This window comes from Ensifer sp. ENS06 (assembly GCF_014852205.1).
Classification (GTDB): domain Bacteria; phylum Pseudomonadota; class Alphaproteobacteria; order Rhizobiales; family Rhizobiaceae; genus Ensifer; species Ensifer adhaerens.
Map to the genome: position 1 here is coordinate 478,754 of NZ_JACVBC010000002.1, position 12,800 is coordinate 491,553.

11 protein-coding genes are annotated in these 12,800 nt (G+C 62.7%); 2 read left to right on the forward strand and 9 right to left on the reverse strand.

Translation table 11 applies throughout. The features are described 5' to 3' along the window. Positions 1-27: 27 nt before the first annotated feature. The 5 genes from IB279_RS11475 to IB279_RS11495 form a co-directional block, all read right to left on the reverse strand. Complete coding sequence (locus tag IB279_RS11475; RefSeq protein ID WP_370689558.1) at positions 28-1,527, reverse strand: nucleobase:cation symporter-2 family protein; 1,500 nt, start codon at positions 1,525-1,527, stop codon at positions 28-30. 388 nt (positions 1,528-1,915) lie between these two features. Then, positions 1,916-2,254, reverse strand: coding sequence for a hypothetical protein (locus tag IB279_RS11480; RefSeq protein WP_060516099.1), 339 nt, complete (start codon positions 2,252-2,254; stop codon positions 1,916-1,918). Positions 2,255-2,413: 159 nt separating this feature from the next. Beyond that, positions 2,414-3,052 (reverse strand): glutathione S-transferase family protein, encoded by a 639-nt coding sequence (locus IB279_RS11485; protein WP_060516098.1) that lies wholly within the window; start codon positions 3,050-3,052, stop codon positions 2,414-2,416. 85 nt (positions 3,053-3,137) lie between these two features. Further along, positions 3,138-3,485: a hypothetical protein gene (locus tag IB279_RS11490; protein ID WP_060583263.1), complete on the reverse strand. Its 348-nt coding sequence runs from the start codon at positions 3,483-3,485 to the stop codon at positions 3,138-3,140. A gap of 92 nt (positions 3,486-3,577) precedes the next feature. Next, positions 3,578-6,013, reverse strand: a complete 2,436-nt coding sequence (locus tag IB279_RS11495; RefSeq protein WP_112770989.1) for an arylsulfatase — start codon at positions 6,011-6,013, stop codon at positions 3,578-3,580. A gap of 309 nt (positions 6,014-6,322) precedes the next feature. Between IB279_RS11495 and IB279_RS11500 the strand changes: the two genes are divergently transcribed. Then, positions 6,323-7,336 carry an aldo/keto reductase gene (locus tag IB279_RS11500; protein WP_089043569.1) on the forward strand — a complete coding sequence of 338 codons (1,014 nt, stop codon included), beginning with the start codon at positions 6,323-6,325 and terminating at the stop codon, positions 7,334-7,336. A gap of 285 nt (positions 7,337-7,621) precedes the next feature. On the opposite strand, the gene IB279_RS11505 is transcribed toward IB279_RS11500, so the two are convergent. The 4 genes from IB279_RS11505 to IB279_RS11520 form a co-directional block, all read right to left on the reverse strand. Beyond that, on the reverse strand, positions 7,622-8,563 hold the full coding sequence (locus IB279_RS11505) for an HlyD family secretion protein (RefSeq protein ID WP_089043567.1): 942 nt from the start codon (positions 8,561-8,563) through the stop codon (positions 7,622-7,624). Further along, complete coding sequence (locus tag IB279_RS11510; RefSeq protein ID WP_060583259.1) at positions 8,560-8,847, reverse strand: DUF3302 domain-containing protein; 288 nt, start codon at positions 8,845-8,847, stop codon at positions 8,560-8,562. Before IB279_RS11510 ends, IB279_RS11505 begins: the two co-directional genes overlap by 4 nt. A 137-nt stretch (positions 8,848-8,984) precedes the next feature. Next, positions 8,985-10,490, reverse strand: coding sequence for a M81 family metallopeptidase (locus IB279_RS11515; RefSeq protein WP_112770990.1), 1,506 nt, complete (start codon positions 10,488-10,490; stop codon positions 8,985-8,987). A 291-nt stretch (positions 10,491-10,781) separates the two neighbouring features. After that, positions 10,782-11,570, reverse strand: a complete 789-nt coding sequence (locus tag IB279_RS11520; RefSeq protein ID WP_034793219.1) for a transporter substrate-binding domain-containing protein — start codon at positions 11,568-11,570, stop codon at positions 10,782-10,784. 243 nt (positions 11,571-11,813) lie between these two features. Here IB279_RS11520 and IB279_RS11525 point away from each other — a divergent pair, with 243 nt between their 5' ends. Next, positions 11,814-12,725 (forward strand): LysR substrate-binding domain-containing protein, encoded by a 912-nt coding sequence (locus IB279_RS11525; protein WP_051659269.1) that lies wholly within the window; start codon positions 11,814-11,816, stop codon positions 12,723-12,725. Positions 12,726-12,800 lie beyond the last annotated feature (75 nt).

Here is a 12,800-nt window from a genome sequence, read left to right on the forward strand (position 1 = left end):
TTGCATCATTTCAGGGAGCTTGCCGGTTCAGTGCGCCTCCGCCGCAATCAGCGGCACCTCGGTGCCCTTGGCATCGTAGAGCTTGCCGTTGAGGAAGTAGTCGCCGTCGTGCAGCCTTGCGATGTCCTGGTAGCGGATCGTGCGTTCGGTTGCAGCCACGAAGACCGACTGCTGGTCGGAATTGCCTGCGGTGAAGTGATTGAACAGGAGGTTGAGCAGGATCGCCATGACGGCCGCCGACGAGATGCCCGAATGGAAGATCGTGGCGACCCAGGCCGGGAAATGCTCGTAGAAGCCGGGCGCCGCAATCGGGATCATGCCGAAGCCGATCGAGGTCGCGACGATCACCAGGTTCATGTTGTTATTGTACTCGACCTTGGACAGCGTGCGGATGCCGCTTGCCGCAACCGTGCCGAAGAGCACGATGCCGGCGCCACCAAGCACCGAGGTCGGCACCGAGGCGACGACGCGACCCATGATCGGCAAGAGGCCGAGCGTTACCAGGAACAGGCCGCCCGTTGCCACCACGTAACGGCTCTTCACGCCCGTCACCGCCACGAGGCCGACATTCTGGGCAAAGGCGCTCTGGGTGAAGGAGCCGACGACCGGCGCGAGAATGCTCGACAGCATGTCGGCACGAAGGCCGTCACCAAGCCGGCGCGAATCCACCTTGGTTTCGACGATCTCACCGACGGCGAGAATGTCGGCCGAGGTCTCGACCAGCGTCACCATGATGACGATCAGCATCGAGATAACAGCCGCAAGCTCGAAGGTCGGATAGCCGAAATGGAAGATCCTCGGCAATGCGAAGACCGGGCCGTTTGCAACTTGCGAGAAATCGGTCATGCCGGCGACATAGGCAATGCCGGTACCGATCACGATCGACAGCAGGATCGAAAGCCTGGAGATCGAAGCATTGCCGAGTTTGCTCAAGAGCAGCACGATGATGAGCGTGACCGCCGCAAGCTGGATGTTGGCGGTGCTGCCGAAGTCCGGCGCCGCCTTGTTGCCGCCCATCGCCCAGAATGCCGCAACCGGCATCAGCGTCAGGCCGATGGTGGTAATGACGATGCCGGTGACGAGCGGCGGGAAGAAGCGGGTGATGCGCGAAAACACCGGCGTGATCAGAAGGCCGATCAATGAGGCCGCGATGACCGCGCCAAGGATCGCCGGAATGCCGCCATTGCCGGAAATGGCGATCATCGTGGCGACACCCGAGAACGAGACGCCCTGCACCAGCGGCAGGCGGCTGCCGAAGAATGGCACGCCGATCGTCTGCAGGATGGTGGCGAGGCCACCGGCGAAAAGCGAGGCGGTGACGAGCAGGCCGACATCGCTGGAATTCAAGCCCGCCGCCTGGCCAAGGATCAGCGGAACGGCGACGATGCCGCCATACATGGTCAAGACGTGCTGCAGGCCATAGGCCAGATTGGCACCAATGCTCAGCCGTTCGTCCTCCGGATTTTGCGCCGGATTCTGGGTATGCGTAGTGTCCTCTGAAATGCTTGCCAAGGGTATCTCCTCCATACCTTCGCGATATGTCCCGTCTCCAGCGGGACAACCAAAAGGGTACTGAAGGTAGGCAAATCTCGCTTTCCTAAAAAAGGCGAAACACCTTTCGGGTTTTGGGCGGGAATGGTTGGGGCGGGAATATCTGCCGCAATCGGCCTTTTTTTGGCGGTTTCCGACGCTTTCAACCGCAAAATCCGATCGCCAGGGGCAATCTGCTCCACCGATAGGCCATTCAAAGGAGAGCAGAGATCATCGCATTGCGCAATGGTCGCGGCGCTCTCGTACCGCTTTCCCCGCCGATCGAAGGGGCACAATGAAGCCGAGGCGGCCGCCGGCACCGCCCGTGTCACCGTTGCCTTCACTGCGAAAGTTCCAGCCCAGCACCAGTTGGACGCGACTGCCCCTAGAGGCTGCAGCCCGGATGCTTGTAGAGATCGGCCTGCGACAGATCCGGCGGGCATGGCGTGCTCTTGCCGCTCCCTTGGCCGCAAGCCGAGGGCTTGATCTGCGAGATCGCCGAGTAGTGTCCCTGGGAGACATGCACCCGGACGCAGGTCTTGGTGCCGGCATTCCACCAGGTATTGTTGCCGCCGACGTCGACATAGCCCCTGGACTGCATCTCGCTCTCGGCGCCAGGCGCGCGTGCGCCGACGAGATCGGCGATATCGGCCGGCGATTTGGCAAGGGTTGCTGTCGGAAGGGACATCAATGCTGCTGCTGCGATTGCGACTGTGAAACGCATCGGACGAATTCCTTCTGAGCAAGAAGAGGCTGTTCGCATGCTAGCGCGACTGTATTAGCAGAGGAGAAAATGGATGGCGAGAACAATCACGCAACCTGCGAATGCGCGGCGACAACCACCGGCCGTCGCCGCCGCTCGACGGCAGGCAAAGGCCGCCGCTCAGCCTGATATCGGAGGCAACGCGGGCGCATCAAGCCCGCGGAACGGATCGCGCCAGGCGTCGATCGCCTCGAGCTGCCCGGCCCAGCGCGCAAGTGCCGGATAGTCCGCGAGCGGCAGCCTTGCCACATCATTGTAGGGCAGGAATGTCGCCATGCGAAAATCGGCGTAGGAGACCGCCTCGCCGACCAGCCAGGCGTGACCGGAGAGTTCGGCATCGAGCAGCCGGGCCGCCTTGTGGAACGCCATCATCCCCTCCTCCACCATGGCCTCGTCACAAGTGCCGATGCCGTAGCGCAGCTTGGTGCCGCGCTCCCAATGCACCATGTCACAGGCCTTCACGAAGTTCTCCTTGCCCCAGCTGATCCAGCGGATCATCTCCGGCTCGTCGTCATCCCTTCGCCAGAGGTTGGAGCCGACCTGGCGAGAGAGAAAGCAGGCGATCGCATCCGCCTCCCACAGCGCCCGGCCGGGACGCTCCAGGATCGGCAAAAGCAGGTTGGGATTGAGCGGCCGATAGCGGTCCGCCTGCCCCGACGCCAGCGGCTCGGCATATTCGAACGCGACCTCTGCCTTCAGAAATCGGGCCGTGGCGACCGCCAGGCGCGGATTGGGGTTGCGGCTGAAATAGAGCTTCATGCGGCTTGGTCCTCCGTGTGCACATCCTGAAGACGCACGAATGCTGCGTTTGCCGACAGAGACCGAGACAAAATCGACCGGGACTCTAGCCGGCGCCGGGCGTGTGACGTCCGCGCCAGAGCAAGACCGACAGCACCGCATGAACTGCGATCGCAGGCCACAGAAGGACGCCGGTGGAGCCATCCGTCAGTCCGAACCAGGCCAGATAGAGCGTGACGGCCGCACTGTAGATCAGCATGCCGATGAGGCTTGAGTTCTTCCAGCAGGCAACGCCGAGGGCGATCAGGGCAATTCCCGCCACCCGGGCCGTCGGGACCGCCGGCCCGGTGAGTAGCTCGCCAAGCAGCACCTGCCCCACGAGCGAAGGCGCCACCACCAGTGCGAGCCCTGTTGCCATCTCCCCGAAGGCGGCGAGATCAAGCACGCGTATCATCGGAACGCACCTCTGCCAGTCGTTTGTGTCCGGGCCTTGCGATGCAAGGTCGCCAGATCGTCCCATGTGCGTTCACGTGAACGCACGGCGCTCTAGGGCGTTGCGTTTGGCTTCAATTCGAAAGTCAGTTTGTCGATCTTGCCCGTAAAGCGGAAGGGCGTGTCGTAGCGGTGTTCCAAAAGGGCGACGCCGGTGCGCGTGTCGAGACCGACGTCGAAGGTCTCATCCTCGGGGAAAGTGACCGGGATGCCATGATCGATGCTGTTCCTGGCGACCTCCTTGCCGTCCACCGACAGAACGCCGGTGCCGCCGGCGCCAAGTCCCTTTCCATCCGACTTGAAGTCGAAGACGATCCTGTGTTTGCCGGGTTCGAGTTCCGATCCTTCCCACAGGGTGCGCTTGAGGTCGAGGAGATTGTAGAGGAACACGACCTGCCCACTGCCGACACCGAAGTCGCCCTGGCTGAGGAAGAGGCCGTAACCGCCAAAGCGGCCACCCTCGGTGACGATCATGCCTTGCGCACCGTCGTCGGGTATCTCGACATCGGCCGTAATCGTATAGGACTTGTTCAAGGTGCTCGGCGCAGCGCTGGCCGGCACACCACTCAGTTCGCCGCGGTAGGTGAATTCCGTACGGCCGGCCGTCAGGTTCGGCCGCGGGGCGTTCCAGCGTGCGAGCGTCGAATTGTCGAGCGGCAGCACGTTGTACTTCTTCGCCTCGGCATAGAAGAGGTCCTGCAATTCCTTGAGTTTGTCAGGCATTTTGGCGGCAAGATCGGTGAATTGCGTCGGGTCTTCATCGACGTTGTAGAGTTCCCAGTTGTAGCCGGTGATCACGTCGGGCGGCGTCTTGGTGCTGAGTTCCCACGGCAATGTCGCGGGCGTCGTCGCGGCGACCCATCCGTCGTGGTAGATCGCGCGGTTTCCCAGCATCTCGAAGTACTGGGTCTTGTGTTCGGTCGGGGCAGCGGCATTCGCCTTGTCCCATGTGTAGGCCATGCTGACGCCTTCGATCGGCTCCTGTTTGATGCCGTTGATCGTCTCCGGTTGCGGGATGCCTGTCGCCTCCAGGATCGTCGGCACGATGTCGATGAAGTGGTGAAACTGCGCGCGGACACCGCCAGCGTCGTTGATATGGCCGGGCCACGACATGACCATGCCCTGCGCCGTCCCGCCAAAGTGCGATGGCACCTGCTTGACCCACTTGAACGGTGTCCCCATCGCCCAGGCCCAGCCGGCTGCGAAATGCGGGAATGTCCGCTCCGAACCCCAGAACGGATACCAGAGAAACTGGTCCTTCACCGGAACGTCGACGCCGTTGAATGTGGTGAACTCATTCGGCGTGCCGTTGAGCATGCCCTCGGCGCTCGCGCCGTTGTCGCCGCCGATGTAGATGATCAGGGTGTTGTCGAGCTCGCCGATATCTTCCACCGCCTGGATGACGCGCCCGATCTCGTTGTCGGCATAGGCAAGGTAGGCGGCGTACACATCGGCCTGCCTGATGAACAGTTTCTTCGCCTCCAAACTGAGGGAATCCCATCGCGGCAACCCCTCCGGCCACGGCGTGAGCTTCGCGTTCTCAGGCATGATGCCGAGCCGCTGCTGATTGGCGAAGATCGTCTCGCGCACCTTGTTCCAGCCCTCGTCGAAGAGGTGCATGTCGCTGATCTTCTTGATCCATTCGGGCGTCGGGTGGTGTGGTGCATGGGTGGCACCGGGCACGTAGTAGACGAGCCACGGCTTGCCCGGGGCGATCTCGCTCAACTGCCTGATGTGCTGGATCGCCTCGTCGGCCATGGCCGTTTCCAGGTTCCACTTGGGATTGCCTTCAAACGGATAGATGGCCGTGGTGTTGCGGAACAGGTTCGGCTGCCACTGGCTCGCATCGCCGCCGACGAAGCCATAGAAATAATCGAAGCCCATGCCCGTCGGCCACTGGTTGAAGGGGCCCGCCTGGCTCGATTGATAGGACGGCGTGTTGTGGTTCTTGCCGAACCACGCGGTGGCGTAGCCATTTTCCTTGAGGATCGTGCCAACAGTTCCTTTCTCGATCGGGATGATCGAATCGTAGCCCGGATATCCGGTCGCGATCTCCCCGACGACCCCGTAGCCAACCGAATGGTGATTGCGCCCGGTGATCAGCGCCGCACGAGACGGCGAGCAGAGCGATGTCGAGTGGAAGTTCGTGAAGCGCAACCCCTCCTTGGCGATGCGGTCCATGGCCGGTGTCGGAATGACCCCGCCAAAGGTGCTGGGCGCACCGAAGCCCTGATCATCCGTCATGATCAGCAGCACATTGGGCGCGCCTTTCGGAGGCACGACACGCGGAGCCCACCAGGGCGTCGATTCCGAGGCCTTTTCCTTGATTACACCGCCAAAAGCCGGACTTGGTGACGGAAGCTGCTTACCCGTAATTGTTGTCGTCGCTCCCGGGGCGCCGAGCGTCCCTGAAACCTGCTGTGCCCATGCGGACGTAAAACCAAGCGCGAAGAAGGCTGCACCCGCAAGCATGCTCTGGCCAATGGTCATGGCGAACACCCCTATTGCAGATCGTTGAATCTCCACCGATTTAGACTGGTCTAATATACGCAAACCAGACCCGAGACGCGAGAAGTTTACGACCGGTGTTCTCCATCCGATCCGTCGCAGACGGTCTGCCCGATGGCTTCCCCGGAACACTTCACCAGTTATCCGGCTCCGAACATCGCATCTGTGAATTCGTTTCCCATATCCTGCGAAGCGTACCCCGCTACCGGTGATCCGCTCGCTGACCTATTTTTCCAAATAACGGCGATGCACCGCATCACCTGCCCCATCGATCAGCAAAGGACAGGACACATGACACTCAAGGATATTCTGCCCGGCAAGCTCGGTTTCGGCGCAGCTCCGCTCGGCAACATGTTCCGCGAAATCCCCGAAAAGGAAGCGCTTGCCACCGTCGAGGCCGCCTGGAACGACGGCATCCGCTATTTCGACAACGCCCCGTTCTACGGCGCCGGCCTTGCCGAGATCCGCATGGGCGAAGCGCTCGGCGGTCGCCCGCGTGACGAATACGTCATCAGCACCAAGGTCGGCCGGGTCATCCTCGACGAGATAGAGGACGTCAGCGCCCGCGACCTTGGGGAAAAGGGCGACGTCTTCCGCTATGGCCGCCCCAACAAGATCGTCAACGACTACTCCCATGACGCCACCCTGCGGTCGATCGAGGACAGCCTCAAGCGCCTGAAGACCGACCGGATCGAGATCGCCTTCGTTCACGACGTTGCCCAGGATTTCTACGGCGACGAATGGCTCGACGTTTTCGAGACGGCGCGCAAGGGCGCCTTCAGGGCGCTCGACCGGCTGCGCGACGAGGGCGTGATCAAGGCTTGGGGGCTCGGGGTCAACCGGGTGGAGCCGATCGAACTGCTGCTCGCGCTCGAAGGCCCCCGCCCCGATGGCTTCCTGCTTGCCGGTCGCTATACCCTGCTTGACCATGATCGGGCGCTCCAGCGCGTCATGCCCGAGGTCACGAAACGCGGCCTCGGCATCGTCGTCGGCGGCCCCTATAGCTCCGGCGCGCTCGTCGGTGGCCCGAACTTCGAGTATGCCCCGGCCACGCCGGCAATTCTCGACAAGGTCGCGCGTATCAAGGCGATCGCCGACCGTCACGGCATCTCGATGAAGGCGGCCGGCCTGCAGTTCTCGCTCGCCAACCCCGCGGTTGCCGCCGTCATCCCCGGCGCCAGCCAGCCGAGCCGCATCGCCGAAGACCGCGCCGCCCTGAACGAGGCCGTGCCGGCCGACTTCTGGCGGGACTTGAGGGCAGCCGGTCTCGTCAACCCGGAGGCGCCGCTACCGATTGCCGGCTAAGCAATTCCAGGAAAAGTGTGCGGCGGTTTTCCGTCCGGAATTGCGTCGTTTGGCCAAGCAATTCCAGGAAAAGTGCGCAGCGGTTTTCCGTCCGGAATTGCGTCGTTTGGCCAAGCAATTCCAGGAAAAGTGTGAAACGGTTTTCCGCTAGGAATTGCGACATCTGGCCAAGAAATTCCAGGAAAAGCGCGCAGCAGTTTTCCGCCAGGAATTGCGAGAAACCGTCCTATCCTCGCCCGTCTTCCAGCGGGCGGGGCAGCCGGTGGCACACCGCCGCGCAGCCGATCAGAACGGATTGACGTAGTTGGTGATCGCGATCTGGCGCAAAAGCACTCGGCGGATCACGTGCGCCACCTTCACCCGGTCGGTGAAGATGGCCGCGTCCCCCGTGGCGCCGGCTGGCAGCCGTGCGGCGAAAGCCTGGTCGTCGAGTTTCACCCGCACGATGAAGGGCGCGGCGGAGACTGCCTCCGGGGTCACCGCCGTGCCGGACACCCGGGCTTGCCCGGAGGCGATCGCCTGCAGCACGCCCTCGACCTCACCGGTATAGGTCTCGCCGGGCGCAAACTTGAAGGTCGCCTCCACCATCTGGCCGGGCTCTATATAGCGCGCATCGATCTGGTTGATCTCGACCCCGATGATCGTCTCGGAGGTGTCGATAAAGGCCATGGCCGGCGACAGCGGCAGCGTCGTCACGCGCGCGCCCTTGCGCAGCGCAAGGTTGGTCACGTAGCCATCGGCAGGCGCCCGCACCGTCGTCTTGCCGAGTTCCCACTCGGCATTGCTGATCTGGGCTCTCAGATTGTCGACGTCCGCCTGGCGTTGCTGCACGTCGAATTCGGTTGCGGCATCGCGCGACTGCAGCTTCGTCATCTGCGCAAGCCGCAGCTCCTGCAGCGAAAGCTGCGCCTGCAACGCGTCTACCTTCGCCTGGTAGGGCACGGGGTCGATGCGGAAGAGCACGTCGCCGGCTTTCAGGGGGCTGTTGGAGGCGACCGGCACCTCCGTGACCTCGCCGGCGACATCGGGCACGATCGCCACCGAATTGCGCACCACCAGCGCCTTGCCCTGCGGCGCCCCCCAGTTCATCGGAATGAACAGGCCGACGAGGAGTAACAGGAACACGATCGCCGGCGAAATCTTCCAGAACAGGTTGAAAGGCACGATCCTGAATTTCACCAGGCAGAAGAGGATCGCCAGATAGACATTGAAGAGAAAGACGATCATGACTGGCCCGCCTCGCTCGGATGAACCTCGCCCGCAGGGGTCGCCGCCGGATGCGCGCCGCTCGGGCGCGGCACGTCGACATAGGCCCAGATGAGCGCGATCGGCCACAGCGCGAAGCCGAGGAACAGCGTCACCCAGCCCGCCACATTGACCGCCTCGCTCCAGGGATGATTGCGCCTTTTCGCGATCGACCCCGGCAGCATGGCGAGAAAGATCAGCACGGCGACCGTGCTCACCACGAGCACGATCAGCACGATCCAGGCGAAGAGATCGATAAAACTCATGAAGTTGCGCTCCCCTTCACGACGGGGACGCTAGACCCAAAGCCGGGCACTGCGGAAGTACGTAACGGTTACCGCGCCATACGGCTGCCCCTTTAGAGGGCGCAGCATGAACCTTGGCCCGTGAACGGCAGCCCGCCTCAGCCGAGTTCGCCGTGATCCAGCGGATAGACCGGCCGCCGCACCCGCTGGAATTTGCGCGCGCCGATATTGGCACTGCTGAGGCCCGTGCCGTCGATCTCGACGATCTCGGACGCGATCGGACCGAAGGCGGCGCGGAAGTGCTGCTGCGATTTGACGACGACGATCTGATAGTCGGACGGCTCGATGCCGACGGCGCGGAAGAGGTTGCGATCGAGCATCTGCTGACGTTCGCTGCAGATGAGGATGTCGATGCCTTCGACATGAAAGCGCACGCTCGGCCCCATCGTCGCCGGCAGCCCTTGAAACATCGGCCCCTCGAAGACGATCCTGCCGTCCGAAATCGCCTCCACCCTGCCCTTGATCGTGATCGGCCCGCCGCCGACTTCAGGGTCGATCTTGCAGCCGAGCGTAACCTCGCGTGTCGCACCGATGCCGGCAGCCATCAACTCGGCCACGACTTCCGGATCGCAGAGCGCGCCGAAAGCCGCGTTTCGGACGCCGGTATCGAGCAGCCTGGCGAGCACGCAGGTGGAATCGCTATAGGCACCGCAGCCGGGATTGTCGGAGAAGTCGGCAATGACCAGCGGCGTCCCGGCCCCATCTTTCGCAAGATGCGCCGCGACGATGCCGGGCAGCGCGTCGAGCGGCAGCTGCACATCCTGGTGCTCGCGCCGGTCCCAGATCCCGCGGCAGAGACGCTCGGCCTCGGCGTCCGCGTCTTCGGCCGCCACCCGGTTGCGGTCGTAGCAGATAACCGCCGATGGGCCGGTATTGAAGATATCGGCATCGTAGAAGCCGGCATTGATCGAGGTCGCCAGCATGCCGTCGCGCGCCGCGATCCCGTCGGCAATTTCGAGCAGCTCGGTCATGGCGCAGGCATGGGTCGTGCGCCCGTCGTTGCAGCCGTTCAGCATCGGCGGCTGGCGGATGGCGAGCGCCGGCCGGATTTCGCCGCGCATGGCGCGCTCGAGCAATGCGCCCGCCTTGTGAGCGCATTCGGCCATGTCCACATGCGGATAGGTGCGGAACGAGACGGCAATATCGAGCAGGCCGGCCATTTCGGGCGCCGAATTGGCGTGCAGGTCGAACGTCGCGGCGATGGGAAGTTCCGACCCGACGATGCCACGCACCACCTCCAGAAGCTGGATCTGCGCATCGTCAGCCGTTTCCGTGCACATAGCCCCATGGAAGACGATAAACACGCCGTCGAGCCTTTCGCCGTCGAGCGCGCTTTGGAGATCCGCGACGAAGCGCTGCCGCATCGCCTCCTCGATCCTGCCGCCGGGTTCGGCCCGCGCCGCCACGGTATAGACCGGCTGCCAGCCGTACGTGTCGCAACAATCGATGAAGCCGCCGATCTCCGAATTGGTGCCGCGGCAATGGGTTTCGATCTCGGCGCCAACGAAATAGTGGCAGGCCTCGAAGTCCCTGAACCCGGTCTTGAGCTTCGAAAACGTGTTGGTTTCCTGGTTGAATTCGAGAACGGCGACCCGGAAGCTCATCCTATGCACTTTCATTTTGCTGACTGGAAAAATCGAGAAGACGGGCGCCGGGGAAAACGCGAAACCCCGACGCCGCGCCTGTTCTCCTGCCGCGCGATGCGTTGAACGCAGGGCGCGACAGGCGAATTCTGGATGGTTGGAGTTGAACCTTGGATCCGCGGCGGCCCCTCTCGGCACCTTAGAAGAGACGCCCTCGCGCATCTTCCGAGGAGTTGCCCCTCACCCTAACCTTCTCCCCGCAGGCGGGGAGAAGGTGGCCGGCGGGCCGGATGAGGGATAGAGCCACAAACCTCAGCGGAAATACTCGCTCGTGGTCTTCGGCTTTGCCATGATGTCGAAATCGAAATACTGCTTGCGGATCTTGTCGTAGGTGCCGTTTTCCATGATCGTCTTGAGGCCGGCATTGAGCTTGGAGAGCAGCGCCTCGTCGCCCTTGCGTACCGCCATGGCGTTGCCCTCGGCCGTGTCGAGCACGAAGCTCTCGCCGACAAAGGCGCAGCAGCCGCTTTCTTCCTTGGCCAGCCACTCCGTAAAGGCCATCTGCCCTTCGAGGATCAGGTCCAGCCGGCCGTTTTCCATGTCGAGAAACACTTCGCTCATCGTCGGATAGAGCTTCACTTCGCTATCGGGAAAAAACTCCTGCAGCGCCTCGACCGCGACCGAGCCGGATTGCGTGCCGATCACCTTGCCCTTCAGCGCCTCGGGCGAGATGTCCTTGAGGCCGAGATCCTTGCGGGCGACGAAGCGCATGGCGTTGAAATAGTAAGGGGTTGTGAAGTCGACCTGCGTCTTGCGATCCGGATTGATCGCCATCGAGGCGATCATCACGTCGAACTTCTTGGCCTGCAGGGCCGGGATGATGCCCGCCCACTCATTGGTGCTCCAGACACAGTCTACCTTGATTTCGGCGCAGACCGCCTGGCCGATATCGTAGTCGAAGCCTTTGATTTCGCCGGCTGCGGTCACATAGTTGAATGGCGCGTAATCGCCCTCGGTGCCGATCGCCAGCGTCTCGGCATTGGCGGTGCCGGCCGCAAACAGCGCGGCGATGACCGATGCGGTCATGAACTTCTTTTTCATCTCGTTCCCTCTGTCCTTCCTGTCGGCCACCCACGAAGTTCCGGTCGCAAGCGTGACCATTGGCCTGACCAAAGGAGCAACTTGCTTGAAACTATCTGGATTTTCGGCCGATTTCAGTTTTCGTTTTGCTTTATTATGCTTCGACAATGCGGGAGGTCTCCAGCCTTCGCAATGTGAAAGAAATCATTCCAGCTATCGAAAAAATTCATGTAGGCTGCAACCGATCCAGACCCGGAGCAACGGATGCGTGACCTGCCGAGCCTCAAATCCTTGCGCGCCTTCGAGGCGGCCGCGCGCAACGGCAGCCTGACGGCCGCCGCCGACGAGCTCTGCATCGGCCAGGGTGCGATCAGCCACCAGATCCGGAATCTGGAACTCAATCTCGGCCTTCGGGTCTTCGTCAGAAAACAGCACGGTGTCGAACTGACGCCGGAGGGCGGGCTGCTCTACGCCTCCTGCCAGCGCGCCTTCGACGATCTCGAAGGCGTGGTCCAGCACATCCGCCCACGCACGAGCGACAAGATCCTGCGCGTCCGGGTCGGCCCGTTCTTTTCGATGAAAGTGATCGCGCCGCGCATTTCCGAGTTTCTCGCCGCCAATCCCGGCGTGCAGATCCACCTCTCCCACCTCGAAACGATCACCGCCGGCACCGGCCCGGCCGACGTCACCATCGCCTATTGCCTGCAGCCGCCACCCGGACGCTTCACCCGCAAGCTCTTGCGCGAGCGCCTGGTTCCCGTCTGCGGCCGCGACCTCTGGCAGGGCGACAGGCAGGCACTGCTTTCCGGCAACCGGCTGCACTATCGCGGCCTTCAGGAGTGGCAAAGCTGGATCGCCTCCTCCGGCCTCGCCCTTCCGCGCAGCCGCCAGGACCTGATCTTCGACGACCAGCACATCATTCTCGAAGCGGTGAGAGAAGGCCAGGGCGTGGCGTTGATCGACCGCACCATGGTCGAACACGAACTCAAATCCGGTCAGATTCGCCTGGCCCACGACCATTTCTACGAGCCGCCCGAAACCTACCAGTTCGTCTGCCAGGAAGACCTCCTGCGCACCAAGCCGGTAACAAAGGCCTTTCTCAACTGGCTGATCGCCGAGATCGAGGAGCGCGAGCGGCAGAGCGCAGAGGCAGTGCAAACATCTGGCACAAGCTAGCCGTCGGCGGCCGGCGAGCGTCCCTCCTCCCCACCCAACACAAGAACCGGCCGCCGCACGCCCGTCGCGCACGGC

Bases quoted from the DNA above. Each gene is read 5' to 3' on its own strand.
- IB279_RS11475 (WP_370689558.1), bottom strand. From the start codon at position 1,527: ATGGAGGAGATACCCTTGGCAAGCATTTCAGAGGACACTACGCATACC.
- IB279_RS11480 (WP_060516099.1), bottom strand. From the start codon at position 2,254: ATGCGTTTCACAGTCGCAATCGCAGCAGCAGCATTGATGTCCCTTCCG.
- IB279_RS11485 (WP_060516098.1), bottom strand. From the start codon at position 3,052: ATGAAGCTCTATTTCAGCCGCAACCCCAATCCGCGCCTGGCGGTCGCC.
- IB279_RS11490 (WP_060583263.1), bottom strand. From the start codon at position 3,485: ATGATACGCGTGCTTGATCTCGCCGCCTTCGGGGAGATGGCAACAGGG.
- IB279_RS11495 (WP_112770989.1), bottom strand. From the start codon at position 6,013: ATGACCATTGGCCAGAGCATGCTTGCGGGTGCAGCCTTCTTCGCGCTT.
- IB279_RS11500 (WP_089043569.1), top strand. From the start codon at position 6,323: ATGACACTCAAGGATATTCTGCCCGGCAAGCTCGGTTTCGGCGCAGCT.
- IB279_RS11505 (WP_089043567.1), bottom strand. From the start codon at position 8,563: ATGATCGTCTTTCTCTTCAATGTCTATCTGGCGATCCTCTTCTGCCTG.
- IB279_RS11510 (WP_060583259.1), bottom strand. From the start codon at position 8,847: ATGAGTTTTATCGATCTCTTCGCCTGGATCGTGCTGATCGTGCTCGTG.
- IB279_RS11515 (WP_112770990.1), bottom strand. From the start codon at position 10,490: ATGAGCTTCCGGGTCGCCGTTCTCGAATTCAACCAGGAAACCAACACG.
- IB279_RS11520 (WP_034793219.1), bottom strand. From the start codon at position 11,570: ATGAAAAAGAAGTTCATGACCGCATCGGTCATCGCCGCGCTGTTTGCG.
- IB279_RS11525 (WP_051659269.1), top strand. From the start codon at position 11,814: ATGCGTGACCTGCCGAGCCTCAAATCCTTGCGCGCCTTCGAGGCGGCC.